The sequence below is a fragment of the Pseudomonas sp. St29 genome, assembly GCF_001547915.1.
In the GTDB taxonomy this organism is placed as follows: domain Bacteria; phylum Pseudomonadota; class Gammaproteobacteria; order Pseudomonadales; family Pseudomonadaceae; genus Aquipseudomonas.
Window position 1 is genome coordinate 1475931 of record NZ_AP014628.1, and the last position, 21848, is coordinate 1497778.

A 21848-nucleotide genomic window follows, 5' to 3' on the forward strand; every position below is an offset into this window, starting at 1 on the left:
ATAACATGTCTGATCCGGGGCGTTGCGGGCCGTTTTTCCTGGGGAAAGCGCCTGTCAGTCCCGGTTCCCCGGATCGTCCAGCCCGGGGGCATTTCATCTTCTTGCGCCGGTACGGCGTTCGATCTGACGAGAATAGAACATGAGCGACAATCGCCAGTGGGCCCGTGAGGCCATCCGCATCATCGAAGCCGACTTCCAGCGCAGCGCCGACACCCATCTGATTCCATTGCCGCTGCCGGGGCAGCCGGGCATCGAGCTGTATTTCAAGGATGAATCCAGCCATCCCACCGGCAGTCTCAAGCATCGTCTGGCCCGCTCGCTGTTTCTCTACGCCCTGTGCAACGGCTGGCTCAAGCCCGGTGCGCCGGTGATCGAGGCGTCCAGCGGCTCGACGGCGATTTCCGAAGCCTATTTCGCCCGTCTCCTGGGCCTGCCTTTCATTGCCGTGATGCCCGCCAGCACTTCCCAGGAAAAGATCGCCCAGATCGCTTTCTATGGCGGCAAGAGCCATTTGGTACAGGATCCGACGCAGATCTATGCCGAGTCCGAGCGCCTGGCCCGTGAAAGTGGCGGCCACTTCATGGATCAGTTCACCTACGCCGAGCGCGCCACCGACTGGCGGGCCAACAACAACATCGCCGAATCGATCTTCCAGCAGCTGCGCTTCGAGCGTTACCCGGAGCCCAGCTGGCTGATCTCCAGCCCCGGCACCGGTGGCACCACCGCGACCCTGGGGCGTTACGTGCGTTATCGCCAGCACTGCACCCGGGTGCTGTGTGCCGACGCCGAGCGTTCGGTGTTCTTCGACTACTACCAGAGCGGCGATGCCAGCCTGCGCCTCGATTGCGGTTCGCGGATCGAAGGCATCGGCCGGCCGCGGGTCGAAGCTTCGTTCCTGCCCAAGGTGATCGACGCCATGGTCAAGGTGCCGGATGCCCTGTCCCTGGCAGCCATGCACTACCTGGCCCAGCGCCTGGGGCGGCGGGTCGGCGGCTCCAGTGGCACCAACCTGATCGGCGCATTGATGGCCGCCCAGCACATGGCCGCGGCCGGCGAAAGCGGTTCGATCGTGGCGATTCTCTGTGATGGCGGTGAGCGCTATGCGACCACTTACTACGATCAGCAGTGGCTGGCGGAGCAGGGGTATGAGTTGGATGCCTTGATCGACGCGGTAGCGGCCAGCGTCGAGCGTGGCGAGGCACTCCCCGCCAGCGTATTGCGCGCCGGCATCTGAACCTGTCGTAGGAGCCGGCTTGCCGGCGAACAGGCCCTTGAGCCTTGCACTGTCCTGGATGACATCTTCGCTGGCGAGCCAGCTCCTACGGCAGGCGGTAGGAGCCGGCTGGCCGGCGAAAGGGCCGCTGCGTCAGGCCTGGATGCCGAGGATGTCGCGGGCCACGGCTTCGGCAATGCGAATCCCGTCGACCCCGGCGGAGAGAATCCCCCCGGCATAACCGGCGCCTTCACCGGCCGGGTACAGCCCCTTCACATTCAGGCTCTGCATCGAGGCATCGCGGGTGATGCGCAATGGCGATGAGGTGCGGGTCTCGATACCGGTCAGCACCGCGTCGTGCAGGGAGTAGCCCTTGATCTGCCGCTCAAAGGCCGGCAGCGCTTCACGAATGGCCTCGATGGCGAAGTCCGGCAAGGCCAGGGCCAGGTCGCCCAGGCTCACGCCGGGCTTGTAGGAAGGCTCGACGCTGCCCAGGGCGGTGGTGGGTTTGCCGGCGATAAAGTCGCCCACCAGTTGTGCCGGGGCCTGATAGTTGCTGCCGCCCAGGACGAAGGCGTGGGATTCCAGACGCTCCTGCAGCTCGATACCCGCCAGCGGGCCGCCCGGGTAATCCACTTCCGGAGTAATGCCGACCACGATGCCGGAGTTGGCGTTGCGCTCGTTGCGCGAGTACTGGCTCATGCCGTTGGTCACCACCCGGTTCGGCTCGGACGTGGCGGCCACCACGGTGCCGCCTGGGCACATGCAGAAGCTGTAGACCGAACGGCCGTTCTTGGCGTGGTGCACCAGCTTGTAGTCGGCGGCGCCGAGTTTCGGGTGGCCGGCGTACTTGCCCAGGCGCGCACTGTCGATCAGCGACTGCGGGTGCTCGATACGGAAACCCACCGAGAACGGCTTGGCCTCCATGTACACGCCACGGCTGTGGAGCATGCGGAAGGTGTCGCGGGCGCTGTGGCCCAGGGCCAGGATCACGTGCCGCGAATGCAGCTGTTCGCCGCTGGCCAGCTCCACGCCCTGCAATTGGCCGTCTTCGATCAACACGTCGGTAACCCGCTGCTCGAAGCGCACTTCACCGCCCAGGGCGATGATCTGCTGGCGCATGTTTTCCACCACGCCGGTCAGGCGGAAGGTGCCGATGTGCGGCTTGCTGACGTAGAGGATCTCGTCCGGCGCACCGGCCTTGACGAACTCGTGGAGCACCTTGCGGCCATGGTGCTGCGGGTCCTTGATCTGGCTGTAGAGCTTGCCGTCGGAGAAGGTCCCGGCACCGCCTTCGCCGAACTGCACGTTGGACTCGGGGTTGAGCACGCTCTTGCGCCACAGGCCCCAGGTGTCCTTGGTGCGCTGGCGCACTTCCTTGCCGCGTTCGAGGATGATCGGCTTGAAGCCCATCTGCGCCAGCAACAGGCCGGCGAAGATCCCGCAAGGGCCGAAACCCACCACGATCGGCCGTTCGCTCAGCTCTGCCGGGGCCTGGCCCACCACCTTGTAGCTGACATCCGGCGCCGGGTTGACGTTACGGTCGTCGGCGAACTTGAGCAGCAGGGGCGCTTCGTCGCGCACGCTGAGGTCGATGGTGTAGATGAAGCACAGCTCGGACGACTTCTTGCGTGCGTCGTAGCTGCGTTTGAACAAGGTGAAATCGAGCAGCTCATCGCTGGCGATTCCCAGGCGCTGCACGATAGCGGCGCGCAGGTCTTCATCGGGATGGTCGATCGGCAACTTGAGTTCGGTGATTCGTAACATGACAGGATCCGGGTAGGCGGTGCGCAACAGTGCGCCGGCTTGCTTTGCACAAACCGGCGATTATAAGCCGCAATCCTCCCTGGCCGTGAGGCTAAAACCGCTGCTCGTCGAATCAGTCGTTGCGCGAGCCGCCGAAATAGCCGCAACCGCGCTGCACCTGACCGTCCACCCGCAGTTCGGCACTCAGGTGCTGGACGCTGCCGGTCGTCGGGTCGACGCAACGCTGCGGCGCCACCCAGAGTTCCACGCGCTGGTGATTGGCTTCGCTGGTGAGGTTGAAACGGCCGTCGCCCAACTGTTCTTCCAGATAGGGCAGGGCCAGGGTCGGTTGGCCGGCGCGTTCGATCATCATGCCCTTGGCGCTGACATCGACGTTCCAGGCCGGGTTCTTGCTGCCGGCCCGCAGGATCAGGCGCTGGAAGTTCGGGTCGCCGCAGGCGCTGGCGGAGCGCTCGACGCGGTACAGCTGGCGCAGGTCCAGCTGGCCGTCGCTGCTGCCACTGGCGGAGAACTTGCCCCGCAGGTCGGCGAACAGCTTGCCCTGTTTCTCCGCCAGGGTGGCGGCCTCCTGCAGCACGCTGGTGCCGCCGCCGTCACTGACCACATAGCGGCGATCCTCGGTGCAGGGCTTGAACAGCAATTTGCCGTCCGCCGCACTGAGTTCACCCTGCATCCGGGTCAGCCCGGCCATGGAGGGGGCCTGGGGCTGTTGGTTGAACATCGGCAGCATCTGGCAGCCGGCAAACAGTGGCAACAGGGCGAAACAAAGCAGTGAACGGGCAGTGCGCATCATCGGGCCTCCAAGCGGAAGCCGACACGTTACGCAGCCCGCCCGGTCACCACAACCCCGGATTGAACGCCGCGGCGCCATCAACCGTAGGAGCCGGCTGGCCGGCGAAGAGGCCATGGAGCCTTGTGCGGTTCGGGAGGACGTCTTCGCTGGCAAGCCAGCTCCTACACAAGCCAGCCCCACTCAAGGGGGATCAGCCGACGCGGTAGGTCTGGCCGGTCTGCAGGCCTTCCACGCTCTTGGCGTAGGCCAGGGCCACGTCAGCCGCCGGCACCGGCTTGAAGCCACGGAAGTACGGGGCATAGCTGCCCATGGCTTCCTGCAGCACGTTGGGGCTGATCGAGTTGATCCGCAGGCCCCGCGGCAGTTCGATGGCGGCGGCGCGCACGAAGCTGTCGAGGGCGCCGTTGACCAGGGCCGCCGAGGCCCCGCTGCGGATCGGGTCGTGGCTCAAGATGCCGGTGGTGAAGGTGAAGGACGCGCCATCGTTGGCGTACTCGCGGCCGATCAGCAGCAGGTTGACCTGGCCCATCAGCTTGTCCTGCAGGCCCAGGCTGAAGTGCTCGGCGGTCATGTCCGCCAGGGGCGCGAAGGTGACGTTGCCGGCGGCGCAGACCAGCGCATCGAAGCGTCCGGTTTTTTCGAACAGGGCGCGAATCGACTGGGCATCACTGATGTCCACCTGGAAGTCGCCGCTGCTACGGCCGATCCGGATCACCTCGTGACGCTGGGACAGTTCCCGGTCAACCGCCGAACCAATGGTGCCGTTGGCACCGATCAAGAGAATCTTCATGGGGCGTTCCTCGATAAGGGGGGAAGAACTTGCAGTCTAGAGTGGTTTTTTTCGTGGATTAACGCGCTAATAGGCAACCTTTGGTTTTCAAATGGAAACAGTCCATGAGCGAGATGGATGACCTGGCGGCGTTTGCCGTGCTGGTGGAGGCGGGCAGCTTTACCCTGGCGGCCCAGCGCCTGGGTTGCAGCAAGGGCCAGTTGTCCAAGCGCCTCAGCGCCCTGGAGGCACGCTACGCCGTGGTGCTGTTGCAACGCACCACCCGGCGCCTGGACCTGACCGCCGCCGGCGCGGCGTTGCTGCCCCAGGCCCAGGCCCTGGTTGCCCAAGTGGAACGAGCGCATCAGGCCCTGGCGCGGCTCAAGGACGACATGGCCGGGCCCGTGCGCCTGACCGTGCCGGTGTCCTTGGGCGAAACCTTTTTCGACGGCCTGCTGCTGGAGTTCTCCCGGCACTACCCCCAGGTGCAGATCGAGCTGGACCTGAACAACAGCTACCGCGACCTGGCCCGGGAAGGCTTTGACCTGGCCGTGCGTTCCGAGGTGGCCAGCGACCAGCGCCTGGTGGCCCGGCCGCTGCTGGCCTGGCATGAAATGACCTGCGCCAGCCCGGCTTATCTGGAGCAATTCGGTGAGCCGCAGACTCCCGCGGAGCTGGCCGAGCATCGCTGCCTGCTCAACAGTCACTACAGTGGGCGGGAGGAGTGGCTCTATCACCAGCGTCACGAGCTGCTGCGGGTGCGGGTCTCCGGGCCCTTTGCCAGCAATCACTACAACCTGCTGAAGAAGGCCGCCCTGGTGGGGGCGGGAATAGCCCGGCTGCCGTCCTATGTGCTGCACAGCGAGCTGGCCGATGGCCGCTTGCGCTGGCTGTTGCGGGACTACCAGACCCGCAGCATGCCGATGTACCTGGTGCACCCCTATCAGGGCGGCCTGCCCAGGCGCACCCAGGTCCTGGCCGATTACCTGATGGACTGGTTCCGCCGCAGCGGTGAGGCGCTGGATCGTCTGTAGTCGCGGCCGGCGGGTTGCGAACTTGAATCGGTTCCAGGGCCTACGGCCCTGTTCGCAGCCTGCGGCAGCGGCTACAGAGGACGGTGGTGAAAATGCCGGGCCAGCAGGTGGTCGAGGGAGAACACGCCCGGGCCACGGGCCATCAACAGCAGGAAGATCGCCGCCCAGGTGCCGTGGGTCGGGTAGGCGTCGGGGTAGACGAAGAGCTGGATGGTCAGGGTCATCCCCAGCAGCGCCAGGGCGGAAAAGCGCGTGGCCAGTCCCAGCAGGATCAGCACCGGGAAAAAGTGCTCGGCGAAGGCCGCCAGGTGCGCCGCCACTTCCGGGTTCAGCAGGGGCACGTGGTATTCGCTCTGGAACAGGGGAAGGGTGGAGTCCGCCAGACGCGGCCAGCCCAGTTCGAAGGTTCCGGAGAACAGGTCGATGGCCAGGCCTTCGATCTTGGTCTGGCCGGACTTCCAGAACACCGCGGCGATGGAAAAACGCGCGACGAAGGCGATCAGGCTGTAGGGAATGCGCTCGAACCCTTGAATGATCCGGTGCAGCAGTCCGCTAACGGGGGCAGGTGTCTGGGTGTTCATGGTCAAGCCTTCTGGTGAGGTTGCAGGTCGATGAGGGCGCCGTGGGCCAGCAGCAGGCCCAGGCACTGGCCCAGGTCGAAGTCGGCCTGGGCGTCCAGGGCATGAGCGGCGGCGATTTCCAGCGGCCAGTGGTGGCGCAGGCTGTCGATGAAGGTGGCGCTGCCGGCGTCCAGCACCATCACCTGCACCTCCAGGGCGTTGCGCAGCACCAGGGCGTGCTGGCCCTGGTGCAGGTCGAACGCCGGCCAGGCAGCATCGCTCTGGTGTGCGGCCCACAGGCTGACGATGGCGAAGGCCGAGTGCAGGGTGCGCAGTGACGGATGCAGCCGCAGGCAGAGCTGGCCGAGGCGATCGGGCTGGTTCATCGCCGCCAGCAACCGGGCCGGTGGCAGAGGTTCGGCGTCGGCGGCGTGATAAGCCTCGACCCGCAGCCGTTCCAGGCGCGCCATATCGGCCAGATAGGGCAGGGCCGCCGCCGGAGCGAAGCCCCGGATAAAGTCCGCCAGGTCCTGGCCGTAGTCGCCGAGCAACGGGCTGTGCGGGGGGAAATCCTGCACATACAGGCGGGCCATGGCACTGAAGAATGTCTGCCCCACCAGTTGCGTCACCACCGGGTAGGCTTCCGAGAGGGCGTTGATCAGCGAGCCTTGCACGTTGTTGCGATAGACCGCGAAGCGGCTGGCCGGATCGGCGCCGTTGCTGCTGCAAAGCCCCGCCGGGCAGGTGGCTTCGCTGCTCAATAGCGCCTGGGCGAAGAGGGCGTGGTTGCTCATGGCTGCACCTGCGCCCGCTGCAACAGCGCCCGTGCCTGCGCGGCCTCCCCCAGCAGGGTGGTGAGGCTCGGTACCTGATTGTCCCGTTCGATCAGGGTGGCCATGGGGCCGATCCGCTCCAGCACCTGCTGGTACAGGGCCCAGACTTCCCGGTCCACCGGGGCGCCGTGGTCATCGATCAACAGGCGGTCGCCGAGGCTGTCCCGGTCTTCGGCGAACCCGGCCAGATGAATCTCCCCCACCGCGTGCAGCGGCAGCGCCTGCAGGTAGGCCTGGGGATCGCGCTGGTGGTTGATGCACGAGACGTAGAGGTTGTTGACGTCCAGCAGCAGGCCGCAGCCGCTGCGCTGGATCACTTCGCGGATGAAGTCCGTCTCGTCCAGGGTCGAGCGTTGGAACTGCAGGTAGGTGGCGGGGTTTTCCAGGAGCATGGTTCGCCCCAGGTGATTCTGCAGTTGATCGATGTGTTCGCAGACCCGCTGCAGGGTCGGCTCATCGTAGGCCAGGGGCAGCAGGTCGTTGAGGAACACCGGGCCGTGGCTGGACCAGGCCAGGTGTTCGGAAAAGGACTGGGGTTGATAGCGCTCGACCAGGACCGCCAGGCGCTGCAGATGCGCGCTGTCCAGGGGGCCTTCGCCACCAATGGACAAGCCGACACCGTGCAGCGACAGCGGATACTCCTGGCGAATCAGCCCCAGGTAATGATGGAAGGGGCCGCCGGCCACCATGTAGTTCTCGGCGTGCACCTCGAAAAAGCCCAGGTCAGGCCGCTGTTCGAGAACCTCCTTGAAGTGTTCGCTCTTGAGCCCCAGGCCTGCGCGAGGCGGCAGGCTCGGGGCGCACGCCTGAATGTCGTGGCGGGGGCAGTGGTTCAGGGCGTTGTTCATCATCGACACTCAGGCTGATGCAGGATCAGGACTTGGCTTTGAAGGCTTCGAGCTGGCCGAAACCGGTGGGCGAGGTGCTGCTGGCGGTTTTTTCGCAAGTGCCCTTGGGCACCAGCTTCCAGGCGTTGGCCTGATCGTTGACCTTGGAAGTCCCGGCGCAGGTGGTGCCGGCGCCCGCGGCGCAATCGTTCTTGCCCTTCATGGCCACGCCGAAGCATTTCTCCATATCGCCGGCAGCCTGGGCGCTGGTGGACACCGCGGCGATGCTCAGGGCGGAACCCAGGGCCAGGACCAGGGCGGTGGCGGACAAGGTGCGAGTGGTGTTCATGGTGTTTCTCCGGATCGGGGTGGGTTTAAGAAAGCGTGTTTGCTTGCTTATCCCTCTAGAGAAGGCACCTGGGGATTTGTTACAGCCTGGGACGGAGTTTTTTATTCCGGAACAAAAAAACGGCCCCGAAGGGCCGTTTTCATTGACGCGCGGGCTTAGCCGCCCAGATAGGCTTCGCGCACCTTCGGATCGGTCAGCAGTGCCTCGCCGGTGCCTTGCATCACCACCCGGCCGTTTTCCAGCACATAGGCGCGGTCGGCGATCTTCAGCGCCTGGTTGGCGTTCTGCTCCACCAGGAACACCGTCACGCCGTCGCGGCGCAGCTGTTCGATGATGTCGAAGATCTGCTGAATGATGATCGGCGCCAGGCCCAGGGACGGCTCGTCCAGCAGCAACAGCTTGGGTTTGCTCATCAGCGCCCGGCCGATGGCGAGCATCTGCTGTTCGCCGCCGGACATGGTGCCGCCGCGCTGGGTGAAGCGCTCCTTGAGCCGTGGGAACAGCCCCAGGACCTTGTCCATCTGCTCTTGGTAGTCGCCCTTGTCGGTGAAGAACCCGCCCATGGCGAGGTTCTCCTCCACGGTCAGGCGGGCGAATACCCGGCGGCCCTCGGGCACCACGGCAATGCTCTTGCGCATGATCTGCGCCGAACTTTGCCCCACCAGCTCTTCACCCAGGTAACGGATGCTGCCGCTGTGGGCCTGCGGCGAACCGCAGAGGGTCATCAGCAGGGTGGATTTGCCGGCACCGTTGGCGCCGATCAGGGTGACGATTTCGCCCTGGCGGATCTCGACGTTGACGCTGTGCAACGCCTGGATCTTGCCGTAGAAGGTGGAAACGTTTTCGAACTGCAGCATTTACGCTTCCCCCAGGTAGGCTTTGATCACTTCGGGATTGTCGCGGATCTGTTCCGGCGTACCGTCGGCCAGGGGCGTGCCCTGGTTGATCACCACGATATGGTCGGAAATGCTCATGACCAGCTTCATGTCGTGCTCGATCAGCAGCACGGTGACGTTGTGCTCCTCACGCAGCACGCTGATCAGCGCTTTCAGGTCCTCGGTTTCCTTGGGGTTGAGGCCGGCGGCCGGTTCGTCGAGCATGAGGATCCGCGGACGGGTCATCATGCAGCGAGCGATTTCCAGGCGCCGTTGCTGACCGTAGGCCAGGGTGCCGGCGGGACGGTTGGCGAACTCCCGCAGGTTGACCTTGTCCAGCCAGTAGCCGGCGTATTCCATGGCCTCGCGCTCGCTCTTGCGGAACGCCGGGGTCTTGAACAGACCGGCCAGGAAGTTGGTGTTCAGGTGACGGTGCTGGGCGATCAACAGGTTCTCGACCGCAGTCATGTCCTTGAACAGCCGCACGTTCTGGAAGGTCCGCACCACGCCCTTGCGGGCGATCTTGTGGCCCGGCAGGCCTTCGATCGGCTCGCCGTCCAGGAGAATGCTGCCGGCGCTGGGCTGGTAGAAGCCGGTCAGGCAGTTGAACACCGTGGTCTTGCCGGCGCCGTTCGGGCCGATCAGCGCCACCACTTGTTTTTCCTTGACGGTCAGGGCCACGCCATTGACCGCCAGCAGGCCGCCGAAACGCATCGACAGGCCGGTTACTTTGAGGATCTCGCGGCTCATTTGCGCAGCTCCATGTGAGGACGTTGCATGGGCAGCAGACCTTGAGGACGCCAGATCATCATCAGCACCATCATGGCGCCGAACATCAACATCCGGTATTCGCTGAATTCACGCATCAGTTCAGGCAAGAGGATCATCACGATCGCCGCCAGGATCACCCCCAGCTGCGAGCCCATGCCACCCAGCACGACGATGGCGAGAATGATCGCCGACTCGATGAAGGTGAAGGACTCCGGGGTCACCAGGCCTTGGCGCGCGGCGAAGAAGCTGCCGGCAAAACCGGCGAACGCGGCGCCCAGGGTAAAGGCCGAGAGCTTGATCACGGTGGGGTTCAGGCCCAGGGCGCGGCAGGCGATCTCGTCTTCACGCAAGGCTTCCCAGGCGCGGCCAATCGGCATGCGCAGCAGGCGGTTGATGACGAACAGCGCTCCCAGCGCCAGCAGCAGGGCCACCAGGTAGAGGAAGATCACCTTGTTGATCGAGTTGTATTCCAGGCCGAAGAACTCGTGGAAGGTCTGCAGGCCTTCCGCCGCCTTGCGTTCGAAGGTCAGGCCGAAGAACGTCGGCTTCTCGATGTTGCTGATGCCGTTCGGGCCGCCGGTGAGATCGGTCATGTTGCGCAGCAGCAGACGGATGATCTCGCCGAAGCCCAGGGTCACGATGGCCAGGTAGTCGCCCCGCAGGCGCAGCACCGGGAACCCCAGCAGGAAGCCGAAGGTGGCCGCCATCATCCCGGCGATCGGCAGACAGATCCAGAAGCTCAGGCCGAAGTAGTGCGACAGCAGCGCGTAGCTGTAGGCGCCGACGGCGTAGAAGCCCACGTAGCCCAGGTCCAGCAGGCCGGCCAGACCGACGACGATGTTCAGGCCCAGGCCCAGCATCACGTAGATCAGGATCAGCGTGGCGATGTCCACCGCGCCGCGGGAGCCGAAGAACGGCCAGATCAGGGCGCCGAGGATCAACGCCAGGATGATCCAGCGCTGAGTGCCGGGCAGGGTCAGGAAGTTGCTGGCCTTGGCCGGGATCAGCGGCATGCTGGGAGAGGACTTCCAGGCGGCGCTGATCTGGCTGTGGAACAGCACCCGCAGGAACATCAGCACCGAGCACACCGCGATGGTGGCGAGAATGGCCGGGCTGGTGTCGTGGACTTCCAGGTTGATGCCGACGATGGTCAGTTTCAGGCCCAGCACCGGGTAGGCGACGGCCCAGACCAACAGGGCGCTGAACAGCGCCGATTTAAGATTCCTAGTCATACTTTCTCAACCTCCGGACGGCCCAGAATGCCGGTCGGACGGAACAACAGCACCAGAACCAACAGGCCGAACGCCACGACATCCTTGTACTGGTCGCCGAACACGTCGGCGCCAAAGGCTTCGGCCACCCCCAGCACCAGCCCGCCGAGCATCGCGCCCGGGATACTGCCGATGCCGCCCAAGACCGCTGCGGTGAAGGCCTTGAGGCCCACCAGGAAACCGGCGTTGGGGTTGATCACACCGTATTGCATGCTCAGCAGCACGGCGGCGATAGCGGCCAGTGCGGCGCCGATCACGAAGGTCAGGGCGATGATGTTGTTGGTATTGATCCCCAGGAGGTTGGCCATCTTGATGTCCTCGGCGCAGGCGCGGCAGGCGCGTCCCAGGCGAGAACGGGAGATGAACAGCGTCAGACCGAGCATGGCCACCAGGGTCACCACGAATACCACGATCTGCATGTAGGAAATCAGCACTTCATGTGCGCCGCCTGGCCCGATGGAGAAGTTGCCCGGGATCAGGTTGGGAATGGATTTGTCCTTGGAGTCCTGCGCCAGCAGAACGGTGTTCTGCAGGAAGATCGACATGCCGATGGCCGAGATCAGCGGGATCAGGCGGTTACTGCCACGCAAGGGGCGGTAGGCGATCCGTTCGATGCTGTAGCCGTAGGCACTGGTGACGACGATGCTCGCGATGAAGGCTGCGGTCATCAACAGCGGGACACTGTCGAGTCCCATCATGGCCAGCCCGGCGATGGCGATGAACGCCACGTAGGAGCCGATCATGTACACCTCGCCGTGGGCGAAGTTGATCATTCCAATGATGCCGTAGACCATCGTGTAGCCGATGGCGATCAGGGCATACGTGCTGCCAACGGTCAGACCGTTAACCAGCTGTTGGAAAAAGTGATAGATGTCAGGCATTACAACGCTCCTAAAAACCTGATACGCATTTCACTGGTGGAGTCATTTTCCCGCCCAGGCCCCGTGGATCTGCACCCACTTCGGGCTGGGTTTTGCCAGCGAACCGCTGATGACGGTTTTGAGATTTTCAGGTGGGCGGGATTCCGGATCACGGAATACAGGCCCATACATTCTTAAAACAAAGCCCACGGCGAGCCGTGGGCTTTATTGGCAGTCAGTCAGGCCGCGCCTTACTGAGGAGAAACTTCGGTTTTAGGTTTGCCGAAGTGCCACTCGTAGACCACGAATTTGAAGTCTTTCAAGTCGCCCTTGGCATCGAAGCTCAGGTCGCCGGTGGGGGTCTTGAAGGTGCCGGCGTGGATGGCTTCAGCCACCTTGGCCGAGTCTTCGCTCTTGGCGTTGGTAATGGCGCCAGCGATCACTTCAACGGCGGAGTAGGAAGGGAATACGAAAGGACCGCTCGGGTCTTCTTTCTTGGCCTTGAACGCGTCAGCCAGGGCGACGTTGGCCGGGTCCTGGTCGAAGGATTTCGGCAGGGTTACCAGCAGGCCTTCGGAAGCGTCCTTGGCGATCTGCGAAATGGAGTCGTTACCCACGCCTTCCGGACCCATGAACTTGGCCTTCAGGCCCTTTTCCTGGGCTTGACGCAGGATCAGGCCCAGCTCTGGGTGGTAGCCGCCGTAGTAGACGAAGTCGACGTTGGCTTGCTTGAGCTTGGCGATCAGCGAAGAGAAGTCCTTGTCGCCGGCGTTGATGCCTTCGAACACGGCCACTTTGGTGCCTTTCTTCTCCAGGGTCTGCTTCACGGCGGTGGCGATGCCTTCACCGTACTGCTGCTTGTCGTGGAGCACGGCGACGATCTTGGGCTTCACGTGATCGGCGATGTAGTTGCCGGCGGCCGGGCCCTGGGCGCTGTCCAGGCCGATGGTGCGGAACACCATCTTGTAACCACGGGCGGTGATGTCCGGGCTGGTGGCGGCGGGGGTGATCATCACCACGCCTTCGTCTTCGTAGATGTCGGAAGCGGGTTGAGTGGAGCTGGAGCACAGGTGGCCGACCACGAACTTGACGCCATCGTTGACCACTTTGTTGGCCACCGCCACGGCTTGTTTAGGGTCGCAGGCGTCATCGTATTCAACGGCTTCGAGCTTCTTGCCGTTGACGCCGCCCTTGGCGTTGATCTGTTCGATGGCCATTTTGGCGCCACTGAACTGCATGTCGCCGTATTGGGCTACCGGGCCGGTCTTGGGGCCGGCGATACCGATCTTGATGGTGTCAGCTGCGAACGAATGGCTGGCAACACCGGCCAGGACCATAGCGGCAAACAGTTTGGAAATCTGCTTAGTAGCCTTATTCATAGTGCTCCACTCTTACTGTTGTAATTTTTATAGTTCCGGCGGCCTTGGGTCGCAGAACCGAATCAGATATATCGCGAATATCCGTCGGAAATGCCCCTGGCAACTGTACCGGTACAGTGTAGAGCGCCGGTTGTTCGCTTGAAAAGCTGGCGGCTGGGGGCAAAAACGCGGAGTGTCGCTTAATTGAAAGAAAAAGACAGATTTGCGGCGTGGCTTGCGCCCGGTTTGGCGTCAGTCCCTGGCGCTTCTGAGCTTCTCGATCGGTGACGCATTTGCTTCTGGGTTTTTCTGCCAGAGCACCGACGTTATGATTGCGCCGATTTCATTTCTGGACAGTCCCATGACTCAAGAACCTAGCACCCTCTATGCCAAGCTGCTTGGTGAGACCGCATCTATCAGCTGGAAGGAACTGGAGCCGTTCTTCGCCAAGGGTGCCCTATTGTGGGTCGACGCCGAGCTGGATCTGATCGAGGCGGCCCAGGCGGTGGCGCAGAACGAGGCGCAAAAAGTCGCGGCCTGGCTGGCCGAAGGGAAGGTTGAAAAGCTGTCTGCGACGCGGGCGTCCGATCTGTTGGAACGTGATCCGCAGCTGTGGGCGGTGGTGGTTTCGCCGTGGATTCTGACCCAGGAAAGAGCAGCGCGCTGACGGCGTGCGCCGATTTGGTGCGACGTTTTGTCGGACAAAAGTGTGTAGCCGAGTAACCGTGAATTTCGTGATGGCACCTTGCCGTGGAGAAAGGCCCCACAAGGCTTTCAGCCAGGGTGACGTTCACGGAAGGGGCACAGTTTCAAGCCCATCCGACGAGCTGCTTAATTGTTTCGTGGTGTGAGCCAATGACCCATTCGCCGACAAGCCGGCTCCTGCAGGGCGCAGGAGCCGGCTTGTCGGTGCAGCCCGGTCAGTAGGCGGTCTTGCCCGTGTGGCTGTTGAGGGAGATGACCCGGGTCTTGCCGATGCGGTGACGGTAGATTTCCCGCAGGTACTTGATGGCCTTCTTCACGCAATCCCGAGACAGGCGGATGTCGTTGATCGAGACGAACTTGTCCTTGTCGTTGATCAGCTCGCGGTACTTCTTCTCGTACATCGGCTTGATCGCGTACCAGTTGGTATCGAGGATCTTCGCCGGGTTCTCGAATTCGTTGAGCAGATCGTCGATGCGGTCTTCGTCGAATTGCTCGCTGACGATGAAATCCAGCACCGAGTTGTCCAGGGTGTCGTCGAAGCGGTACGGGTTGCGCGCGAAGCAACGCTTGATAAAGGCCACGATCAGGGTCAGGAAGTCGTCCGACAGGCACGGGCTCTTGGCGATCAGGGTGGTCAGCGACAGGTTGGCCGAAGCGCCGATCACCAGTGCATAACGCTTGAGGGTGGTGTTGGGGAACAGGCTGTTGAGGTGGGTCTTGAGCCGGTTCAGGTCCATGTAGGACAGCTTGTAGTCCTTGGGCAGGGAGACGATCGACACCACCGACGAGCAGTTCTTGAAGAAGTGCAGGTCGTGCAGCGCCGCCGCGTCATAACCCGACGCCTTGTACTGCTCCAGGGCCGCGCGGTAGCGCTTGGACTCGATCGGCAGCAGGCTGATGCCCTCGATGGCCTGGGTCACCTTGTTGAAGTGCGGCAGGTCGATGGAGCGGAAGAACAGGTCGTCGATGTTCAGGCGCTGCGGCTCTTTCTCGAACACCTTGAACTTGTCGCCGGTGGGCACCGGCTGCTCCGGCACCACGGATTCGGCATAGGCGATCGCCACCGGGCCGGCCAGGCTCATGAACAGGTCGTTGGCGTCCAGGCGGATGGTCTCGCCGATGTCGATGCCGGCGCGCCGGAAGTAGTTCTGGTCGTAGTCGGTGGTCACCGCCTGGGCGGTGAGGATGTTGAAGATCTGCTGGGAGATGTATTGGTTGGCGTGCTTCTCCATGGCGTTGACGTCGATGTTCTGGATGTTGCCGTCATCGCTTTCTTCGGCGTAACGCATGATGTCGTTGGAGATCAGCATCATCGCGTTCCACGGGCGGATCCGCCCCATCACACTGGCTTCGCTGCTGTCTTCGTTGTCGAAGTTGTAGGAGAAGTCCCACTCTTCCGAAAGGTATTTGCACAGCAGGCGGCCGGCATTGATATGCAGCGCCTCGGACATTTCGCTGCGATGGTCCGAGATGTTCGGCAGCACGCAGATGCCACTGGTGAAGATCGGCTCGAAGACGAAGGAGTGGCCGCTCTTGCTGTCGTGCTCGTCCATCGGCTTGGTGTCGAAGGTCTTGTTCATGTACGAGTACTGCTGGGCCAGGCCGAACTCCGAAGCCATGCCCGAACCGGTACCGCCGCCGGCACTGAAGATCGAGAAGTACAGGCGCGACTGGTTGGCCTTGATCCCGCAGGAGTCGATCAGGTACGAGTGGATCATTTTCCAGTCGGGGCTGGAGAAACGCTGGGTGTCCTTGTTGAGGATGATCTTGGCCAGGTACTGGCCGAGGATCGGCGCGTTACCGGCGCCGCCGGCGTGGACTTCCGAGAGGTCCATGATCTTCATCTTGCTGTAGTCGCGGATGAAGCCGCTCTTTTCGCCCTTGCGCGAGAAGCGGATGCGCCCGGCGATGTCCTTGTCCAGGTCGCCGAGCATCACCAGCGGTTCCACCAGGAACACCGGCTTGCTGGCCTTGCTCTGGCCCAGGCGCAGGTTCTGGCGGATCCACTGCGCGGGGCTGTAGCCGCCTTCGTAGACCTTGTCTTCGTTATTGAATTCGTTGAGGTAGAACTTGCGGGCGTTGTACACCAGCTCCGCCACATCCAGGGCGATGTTGGAGCCGCAGCGGCCCAGGCCGATCAGGCACACCGAGGGGAATTCCTGGTCGCGGCGGTTTTCCTGCTCGTCTTCCAGGTGCGGTGGACGCGGAAACACCGAATCGCGCAGGCCGTCGAGGTTGTCGAGGATACGGTCGGTGTTGGTTTCGGTGAAGTACAGGTACTGCTGGGTCGACAGGGGGCGTGAACTGGACAATGGCTTCGTATCTGAGTGGCTTGATGTGGGGGAGGTCAGCGTCATCTCGGAGACTGCGTTGGCAGGATTGTTTTTAGAAGTCATTGTGCGCCATATGCCTGGTCTGGTTGGCTCGAGACGAGGTGTCAGCGAACCATCACGGAATGGGACCTCGTCGCTGCGTGGAGCGCGAATTTTGCCCAAGGCGTCAGGGTATTTACTGAGCGTCGCTCGGGGGAATCCTTTCCTGAATCATGATGAATCGGCCAGTATTCGATGATCTTTAATCAAATGGGGGCAATATGATGTCAGCGTTACCTTCACTCGGGTTTGCCGGGATCGGCCTGATGGGGCTGCCCATGTGCCGCCGGCTGCTGGCTGCGGGCTATGAGCTGACGGTGTGGAACCGCAATCCGCAGAAATGCGCGCCCCTGGTGGCCGCCGGGGCGCGACAAGTGGCCACACCGGCGCAGCTGTGCGAACACGCCGATCTGGTGCTGTTGTGCCTGGCCAATACCGACGTGGTGCGCGAAGTAGTGTTTGGCGTTGATGGCGTTGCCCAGGGCGCCCGGGCCGGGCAACTGCTGCTGGACCTGTCCAGCCTGGAGCCCAGCGCCACCCGGGACATGGCCGCGGCGCTGGCTCGCGACACCGGCATGACCTGGGTCGACGCCCCGGTTTCCGGCGGCACCCCCGGCGCCGAGTCCGGCAGCCTGGCGATCATGGTCGGCGGCGAGGCGGCGGACATCGAACGGGTGCGCCCGGTGCTGCTGACCCTGGGGCAGCGGGTCACCCATATGGGCGCGGTGGGCGCCGGTCAGGTGACCAAGGCCTGCAACCAGATGATCGTCGCCTGCAACGCCCTGGTGATTGCCGAAGTGGTGGCCCTGGCGGAGCGTTCGGGGGTGGACGCCAAACTGATCGCCGAGGCCCTGGCCGGCGGCTTTGCCGATTCGAAACCCTTGCAGATTCTCGCTCCGCAAATGGCCGAGAGCCGCTTCGAACCGGTGAAGTGGCATGTGCGGACCCTGCTCAAGGACCTGGACGGCGCGGTGAAATTGTCCCGGGAGCAGGGCTCGGCGACCCCGATCAGCGGATTAGCTGCACAGTTGATGCGCCTGCATGGAGCGCAGGGCTACCTGGAGCAGGATCCGGCGACCCTGATCCGCCTGTACCGGGATCCGACAGGGCTGGATTGAGCCGCTCCTGGCGCTGGTCCAGTTCATCCAGCACCCGGTGCAGATCCTGCAGCGGCACCGGGCGGCTGAGCAGGTAGCCCTGCAGGTAGTCGCAGCCGTAGCGTTCCAGGAAGCGCTGTTGCTCCAGGGTTTCCACCCCCTCGGTGACCACCTGCAGGTGCAGGGTGTGGGCCATGACGATGATCGCCTGCACGATCTCCATGTCCTGGGTTGAATGGGGGATGTCCTGAATGAACGAGCGATCGATCTTCAGGGTGTTGAGCGGCAGGCGCTTGAGGTAGGCCAGGGACGAATAGCCCGTGCCGAAGTCGTCGATCGACAGCGACACCCCCAGCCTGCGGATCTGCTGGAGCAGCGCCAGGGTGCTGGCGATGTTGCCCATCAGGGCGTTCTCCGTGACCTCCAGCTCCAGGCGCTGCGGCGCCACCCGGGCATCGCGCAGGGCGCTTTCGATCTCCGTGGCCAGGGCCTCGCGCGTCAGGTTCAGGGCCGAGCAGTTGACCGCGATCTTCAGCTCGCCGCGCCCCTGTTGCGAGAGCTGGCCCAGGTCCTGGCAGGCCTTGCGCAGTACCCAGTTGTCCAGTTCGGCGATCATGCCGTTGGCTTCGGCGATGTTGATAAAACGATCCGGGGTCAGCAGCCCGTGTTGCGGGTGTTGCCAGCGGATCAGGGCTTCGAGCTTGGTGACCCTGGCGCGCTTGAGGTCGTAGATCGGCTGGTAGTGCAGCAGCAGCCCTTGATCGTCGCGCAGGGCGTTGCGCAGTTCCTCTTCCAGCTGCAGCTCCAGGGTGGCCCGGGTCTTGAGGCTGGTGTTGAAGAAGTGCAGGGTATTGCGCCCGGAGTCCTTGGATTGATACAGCGCCAGGTCGGCGTTTTTCAGCAGCTCCTCGCAGGTCTTGCCGTCATCGGGGAAGACGCTGATGCCGATACTGGTGGTCATCACCATGCGCCGGCCGCCGAGTTCGATCGGCTCCTTCATCTTGTGCATGATGCGCTGGGCCATGTGCCGCGCCTCATCGCGCTCGTGGAGAGTGATGAGAATGCAGAACTCGTCGCCGCCGAGGCGGGCCACCACGTCTTCATGGCTGCGGGTGGAGCTCTTGATATGCCCGGCGATGACCTTGAGCAACTCGTCGCCGGCGTCGTGGCCCAGGCTGTCGTTGATGCGCTTGAAATGGTCGATGTCGAGGAACATCACCGCCAGCATGCCGCCGTAGCGGGTCTTCTCCATGAGCTTTTCCGCAAACAGCTGGTTGAAGCCGCGGCGGTTGATCAGGTTGGTCAGGGCGTCGTAGTGGGCCACCTGCTGCAGTGACATCCGGGCCTGGTCCAGTTGCGAGAGCAAGGCGTTGACCCGGTGCAGGTCGCGTTCCTTGTGCTGCAGTTTCTTGTCCGCCAGGGCTGCGCTGAGGCCGCTGCCGATGATCAGCAGGATGATCACGCTGAGGGTCAGGCCCAGTTGCAGGTGCTCGTTGGGAATGGCCGGGACGACCGCGCTGCCGGCGGGCAAGACCAGGGTCATGGACCACATGCCGGTGAAGTGCATCAGCACGATGCCGCCGCCCAGCAACAGGCTGCTGGCGTACTTGAGCAGTTGATGGAACATCCCGCTGCCATCGCGCAGGTGTCGGGACAGCAGCAGCGCCGCCAGGCTGCAAGCGATCGCCAGCAGCAGCGACAGACCCATGAGCAGCGGCTGGTAATACAGGCCGGCGCTGGAGCGCATGGCCGAGACGCCGACGTAGTGCATGCCGCTGATGCCCAGGCCGATCCATATCGCGGCAATGACGCAGCGCCACAACGGCAATTGCTTGTGGCTCAAGGTGTTCATCGCCAGCCAGGCGGCAATCAGGGCGATGAGCAGGGACAGCAGGGTCGGTGGCAGGGCGTAGTGGATCTTCAGCGGTGCTTCGAACGCCAGCATGGCGATGAAGTGCATGGTCCAGATACCCCCGGCCAGGCAGCAGGCGCCGACACAGCGCCACAGGCGTTGGCTGGACGGTTGCTCCACGTGACTGATGCGCTCGGCCATGTCCAGGGTCGCGAAGCTGGCGGCACAGGCTACCAGGTAGGCCAGCAGCACCAGGACCGGGTTGTGAGTGCCGTGCAGGACTACCTGCCCACTGTCAGGAAGCTCGCTGATGAAATGCAGACCCAGCCAGTCCATAGCATGCCCATCTCTGAGTCATAGGATGTCGGCGGAGCCGCGCGCCAACGAGTGCTTGGAGTATAGAAGGCACCCGCTGGCTGCAATGGGAGGTGGCATTTTGGTGCCAATGATTTGCTTATGGGCGCTATCGCCAATGGTGCTAAGCGCTTTTCTCGAACCAGGGTTCGTGGTCGATGGGGTCCAGTGGCGCGAGGCCGAAGGCCGCGCGGGCGGCGTCGCAATCGCTGTTGTGCTGGCCGTCGGCCCAGGACGCTTCGAACTCCCGGCACGGGCTGGAGCGTTGTTCATAAATCGAGCAGCTCACGCGCTGGCCGACCTCGCCTTCAAGGGCGATGCAGCGTGGCGACTTGCAGTCGGTACCGAGCATGGCCACCCGCGTGGGATTGATGCTCTGCACCAGATCGTCGGGGACCGTACCACCGGATGAGGCGCATTCGCCCCAGAAAAAAGACACACGAAAGTATGAACAGCAGGCACCGCAATTCAGACACGGACTGGCTTCGGACATGGGCGTATTCAAAGGGAAAGGGAAGGGTAAAGGGGGCAGGCAGGCGGCTATTCTAGGCTTCCCATTGGCCATGGGAAGGGGGGGCGCGAGGTATTTTTTCAACCTCGGCCAAGCCCTTGAAAAGACTGGGAAACGCCCGGGTAGCGGGGGCTGTGGCGGATTGGCCGATGCCGGGGTCGGCGCCTTGAGGCCGGGCCCGGACGCCGGGCTGCGATGGGTCGATATCAGGCTGGCGAATAATCACAGACAGCGGCACCGGGCCTGACTAGATTGCAGCTTCCAGGCTCGTTTGCGTCTGGCCGAATAACAATAAAGAGATCGACCCATGGATAACTCGACTCAAGCGGCAAATGCCTGGCGCATTCTGTTCCTGTTGTTTTTGGCAAACCTGTTCAACTTCTTCGATCGCACCATCCCCGCCATCATCATCGAGCCGATCCGCATGGAATGGCACTTGAGCGATTTTCAGCTGGGGATCATCGGCACCGCCTTCACCATCGTCTACGCCATCGCCGGCCTGCCCCTGGGGCGCCTGGCCGATACCGGCTCGCGCAGCAAGCTGATGGGCTGGGGGCTGGCGGTGTGGAGCGGGCTGACCGCAGTGAACGGCATGGTCGGCAGTTTCTGGAGCTTCTTGCTGGTGCGCATGGGGGTCGGCATCGGCGAAGCCAGCTATGCGCCGGCGGCCAACTCGCTGATTGGCGACCTGTTTCCGGCCCATCGTCGGGCCCGGGCCATGGGCATCTTCATGCTCGGCCTGCCCCTGGGGCTGGTGCTGGCATTCTTCACCATCGGCGCCATGGTCAAGGCCTTCGACAGCTGGCGGGCGCCGTTCTTCATTGCCGCGGTGCCGGGGCTGGTGCTGGCGGTGTTCATGTTCTTCATCAAGGAGCCCAAGCGCGGCGCCGCGGAAACGGTGAAGGTGGCGCAAGTGCCTATCGACCGACCGATCCGCCGGGTGCTGGCGATACCGACCTTTCTCTGGCTGACCCTGGCCGGGCTGACCTTCAACTTCGCCACCTACGCCTGCAACTCGTTCCTGGTGCCGATGCTCCAGCGTTACTTCCTCATGCCCTTGCAGGAGGCGGCGATGGCCACCGGGCTGATCGTCGGTGTCACCGGGTTGGTGGGGCTGACCCTGGGCGGCTGGTTCGCCGACAAGATCCATCAGCGGATCGCCAACGGTCGCCTGCTGTTCGCCGCCTGCAGCCTGATCATTTCGACCCTGGCCACCGGCTGGGCGCTGCATGCCGGGCGAGTCGAGATCGGGGTGTTTGTCGCGGTCTTCAGTGTCGGCTGGCTGTTTGCCTACAACTTCTACACCTGCGTCTACACCGCCCTGCAGGATGTGGTCGAGCCGCGCTTGCGGGCCACCGCCATGGCCCTGTTCTTCGCCGGCCTGTACTTGCTCGGTGGTGGCCTGGGGCCGGTGGTGGTCGGTGCGCTGTCGGACCATTTCGCCCACTCGGCGATGTACGCCGCCGGCGCGCAGCTGATGACCGAGGAGTTCAAGGCCATCGGCCTGCACGACGCCATGTACCTGATTCCGGTGGCGCTGTTCCTGACCCTGCTGTTTCTGTTTCAGGCCGCCCGCTGCTTTGTCGGTGACTCCCAGCGCATGAAGGACGGCTTGGCGCTGGCCGCGCCTGGGGCGCCGGCGCTGGCGGTCTGAGCCTGGGTGCCGCCCCATCCGCA

The 21848-nt window shown here is 63.5% G+C and carries 20 protein-coding genes; 5 read left to right on the top strand and 15 right to left on the bottom strand.

The window, feature by feature from the left end; genetic code table 11:
- The first annotated feature begins 139 nt into the window (after positions 1-139).
- Complete coding sequence (locus PST29_RS06670) at positions 140-1234, top strand: PLP-dependent cysteine synthase family protein (RefSeq protein WP_060837852.1); 1095 nt, start codon at positions 140-142, stop codon at positions 1232-1234.
- 132 nt (positions 1235-1366) lie between these two features.
- Here the strand turns inward: PST29_RS06670 and PST29_RS06675 are convergent, their stop codons facing one another.
- The 3 genes from PST29_RS06675 to PST29_RS06685 form a co-directional block, all read right to left on the bottom strand.
- Positions 1367-2980, bottom strand: coding sequence for an NAD(P)/FAD-dependent oxidoreductase (locus PST29_RS06675; protein WP_060837853.1), 1614 nt, complete (start codon positions 2978-2980; stop codon positions 1367-1369).
- Between the two features lie 112 nt (positions 2981-3092).
- A complete protein-coding gene (locus PST29_RS06680; RefSeq protein WP_060845074.1) occupies positions 3093-3770 on the bottom strand; it encodes a hypothetical protein in 678 nt (225 codons plus the stop codon).
- A gap of 193 nt (positions 3771-3963) precedes the next feature.
- The gene (locus PST29_RS06685; protein ID WP_060837854.1) at positions 3964-4563 is read right to left on the bottom strand and encodes a short chain dehydrogenase; all 600 of its coding nucleotides are present in this window, start codon (positions 4561-4563) and stop codon (positions 3964-3966) included.
- Positions 4564-4667: 104 nt separating this feature from the next.
- On the opposite strand from PST29_RS06685, the gene PST29_RS06690 reads away from it, so the two are divergent.
- Complete coding sequence (locus PST29_RS06690; protein ID WP_060837855.1) at positions 4668-5576, top strand: LysR family transcriptional regulator; 909 nt, start codon at positions 4668-4670, stop codon at positions 5574-5576.
- Positions 5577-5647: 71 nt separating this feature from the next.
- Here PST29_RS06690 and PST29_RS06695 read toward each other — a convergent pair whose 3' ends face one another.
- From PST29_RS06695 to PST29_RS06735, 9 genes are all read right to left on the bottom strand, one after another.
- Complete coding sequence (locus PST29_RS06695) at positions 5648-6157, bottom strand: DoxX family protein (RefSeq protein WP_060842657.1); 510 nt, start codon at positions 6155-6157, stop codon at positions 5648-5650.
- A 2-nt stretch (positions 6158-6159) separates the two neighbouring features.
- On the bottom strand, positions 6160-6930 hold the full coding sequence (locus PST29_RS06700; protein ID WP_060837857.1) for an HvfC/BufC N-terminal domain-containing protein: 771 nt from the start codon (positions 6928-6930) through the stop codon (positions 6160-6162).
- The gene (gene bufB, locus PST29_RS06705) at positions 6927-7817 is read right to left on the bottom strand and encodes an MNIO family bufferin maturase (protein WP_060842658.1); all 891 of its coding nucleotides are present in this window, start codon (positions 7815-7817) and stop codon (positions 6927-6929) included. Before bufB ends, PST29_RS06700 begins: the two co-directional genes overlap by 4 nt.
- A gap of 25 nt (positions 7818-7842) precedes the next feature.
- Entirely contained in the window at positions 7843-8145 is a 303-nt protein-coding gene (locus PST29_RS06710) for a BufA1 family periplasmic bufferin-type metallophore (protein WP_060837859.1), read from the bottom strand.
- A 155-nt stretch (positions 8146-8300) separates the two neighbouring features.
- Positions 8301-9002 (bottom strand): ABC transporter ATP-binding protein, encoded by a 702-nt coding sequence (locus PST29_RS06715; RefSeq protein ID WP_016967589.1) that lies wholly within the window; start codon positions 9000-9002, stop codon positions 8301-8303.
- Entirely contained in the window at positions 9003-9770 is a 768-nt protein-coding gene (gene livG / locus PST29_RS06720) for a high-affinity branched-chain amino acid ABC transporter ATP-binding protein LivG (protein WP_060837861.1), read from the bottom strand. It abuts the gene before it with no gap.
- A complete protein-coding gene (locus tag PST29_RS06725) occupies positions 9767-11023 on the bottom strand; it encodes a high-affinity branched-chain amino acid ABC transporter permease LivM (RefSeq protein WP_047302207.1) in 1257 nt (418 codons plus the stop codon). Before PST29_RS06725 ends, livG begins: the two co-directional genes overlap by 4 nt.
- Entirely contained in the window at positions 11020-11943 is a 924-nt protein-coding gene (gene livH / locus PST29_RS06730) for a high-affinity branched-chain amino acid ABC transporter permease LivH (RefSeq protein ID WP_025127777.1), read from the bottom strand. Before livH ends, PST29_RS06725 begins: the two co-directional genes overlap by 4 nt.
- Before the next feature lie 230 nt (positions 11944-12173).
- Positions 12174-13301: a branched-chain amino acid ABC transporter substrate-binding protein gene (locus tag PST29_RS06735; RefSeq protein ID WP_060842659.1), complete on the bottom strand. Its 1128-nt coding sequence runs from the start codon at positions 13299-13301 to the stop codon at positions 12174-12176.
- 340 nt (positions 13302-13641) lie between these two features.
- Here PST29_RS06735 and PST29_RS06740 point away from each other — a divergent pair, with 340 nt between their 5' ends.
- The gene (locus PST29_RS06740) at positions 13642-13947 is read left to right on the top strand and encodes a DUF2288 domain-containing protein (protein WP_060841883.1); all 306 of its coding nucleotides are present in this window, start codon (positions 13642-13644) and stop codon (positions 13945-13947) included.
- 253 nt (positions 13948-14200) lie between these two features.
- On the opposite strand, the gene PST29_RS06745 is transcribed toward PST29_RS06740, so the two are convergent.
- A complete protein-coding gene (locus PST29_RS06745) occupies positions 14201-16381 on the bottom strand; it encodes a hypothetical protein (RefSeq protein WP_060837863.1) in 2181 nt (726 codons plus the stop codon).
- 197 nt (positions 16382-16578) lie between these two features.
- On the opposite strand from PST29_RS06745, the gene PST29_RS06750 reads away from it, so the two are divergent.
- On the top strand, positions 16579-17475 hold the full coding sequence (locus PST29_RS06750; protein ID WP_016967503.1) for an NAD(P)-dependent oxidoreductase: 897 nt from the start codon (positions 16579-16581) through the stop codon (positions 17473-17475).
- Here PST29_RS06750 and PST29_RS06755 read toward each other — a convergent pair.
- On the bottom strand, positions 17366-19642 hold the full coding sequence (locus tag PST29_RS06755; protein WP_060837865.1) for a putative bifunctional diguanylate cyclase/phosphodiesterase: 2277 nt from the start codon (positions 19640-19642) through the stop codon (positions 17366-17368). The two genes, PST29_RS06750 and PST29_RS06755, sit on opposite strands and share 110 nt — an antisense overlap.
- Before the next feature lie 142 nt (positions 19643-19784).
- Positions 19785-20153, bottom strand: coding sequence for a YkgJ family cysteine cluster protein (locus PST29_RS06760; protein ID WP_047302217.1), 369 nt, complete (start codon positions 20151-20153; stop codon positions 19785-19787).
- Between the two features lie 325 nt (positions 20154-20478).
- Here PST29_RS06760 and PST29_RS06770 point away from each other — a divergent pair, with 325 nt between their 5' ends.
- Positions 20479-21825: a spinster family MFS transporter gene (locus PST29_RS06770; RefSeq protein WP_060837867.1), complete on the top strand. Its 1347-nt coding sequence runs from the start codon at positions 20479-20481 to the stop codon at positions 21823-21825.
- The last annotated feature ends 23 nt before the right edge of the window (positions 21826-21848 follow it).

Coding starts and splice junctions, on each gene's coding strand:
- PST29_RS06670 (WP_060837852.1), top strand. CDS start 140: ATGAGCGACAATCGCCAGTGGGCCCGTGAGGCCATCCGCATCATCGAA.
- PST29_RS06675 (WP_060837853.1), bottom strand. CDS start 2,980: ATGTTACGAATCACCGAACTCAAGTTGCCGATCGACCATCCCGATGAA.
- PST29_RS06680 (WP_060845074.1), bottom strand. CDS start 3,770: ATGCGCACTGCCCGTTCACTGCTTTGTTTCGCCCTGTTGCCACTGTTT.
- PST29_RS06685 (WP_060837854.1), bottom strand. CDS start 4,563: ATGAAGATTCTCTTGATCGGTGCCAACGGCACCATTGGTTCGGCGGTT.
- PST29_RS06690 (WP_060837855.1), top strand. CDS start 4,668: ATGAGCGAGATGGATGACCTGGCGGCGTTTGCCGTGCTGGTGGAGGCG.
- PST29_RS06695 (WP_060842657.1), bottom strand. CDS start 6,157: ATGAACACCCAGACACCTGCCCCCGTTAGCGGACTGCTGCACCGGATC.
- PST29_RS06700 (WP_060837857.1), bottom strand. CDS start 6,930: ATGAGCAACCACGCCCTCTTCGCCCAGGCGCTATTGAGCAGCGAAGCC.
- bufB (WP_060842658.1), bottom strand. CDS start 7,817: ATGAACAACGCCCTGAACCACTGCCCCCGCCACGACATTCAGGCGTGC.
- PST29_RS06710 (WP_060837859.1), bottom strand. CDS start 8,145: ATGAACACCACTCGCACCTTGTCCGCCACCGCCCTGGTCCTGGCCCTG.
- PST29_RS06715 (WP_016967589.1), bottom strand. CDS start 9,002: ATGCTGCAGTTCGAAAACGTTTCCACCTTCTACGGCAAGATCCAGGCG.
- livG (WP_060837861.1), bottom strand. CDS start 9,770: ATGAGCCGCGAGATCCTCAAAGTAACCGGCCTGTCGATGCGTTTCGGC.
- PST29_RS06725 (WP_047302207.1), bottom strand. CDS start 11,023: ATGACTAGGAATCTTAAATCGGCGCTGTTCAGCGCCCTGTTGGTCTGG.
- livH (WP_025127777.1), bottom strand. CDS start 11,943: ATGCCTGACATCTATCACTTTTTCCAACAGCTGGTTAACGGTCTGACC.
- PST29_RS06735 (WP_060842659.1), bottom strand. CDS start 13,301: ATGAATAAGGCTACTAAGCAGATTTCCAAACTGTTTGCCGCTATGGTC.
- PST29_RS06740 (WP_060841883.1), top strand. CDS start 13,642: ATGACTCAAGAACCTAGCACCCTCTATGCCAAGCTGCTTGGTGAGACC.
- PST29_RS06745 (WP_060837863.1), bottom strand. CDS start 16,381: ATGACTTCTAAAAACAATCCTGCCAACGCAGTCTCCGAGATGACGCTG.
- PST29_RS06750 (WP_016967503.1), top strand. CDS start 16,579: ATGATGTCAGCGTTACCTTCACTCGGGTTTGCCGGGATCGGCCTGATG.
- PST29_RS06755 (WP_060837865.1), bottom strand. CDS start 19,642: ATGGACTGGCTGGGTCTGCATTTCATCAGCGAGCTTCCTGACAGTGGG.
- PST29_RS06760 (WP_047302217.1), bottom strand. CDS start 20,153: ATGTCCGAAGCCAGTCCGTGTCTGAATTGCGGTGCCTGCTGTTCATAC.
- PST29_RS06770 (WP_060837867.1), top strand. CDS start 20,479: ATGGATAACTCGACTCAAGCGGCAAATGCCTGGCGCATTCTGTTCCTG.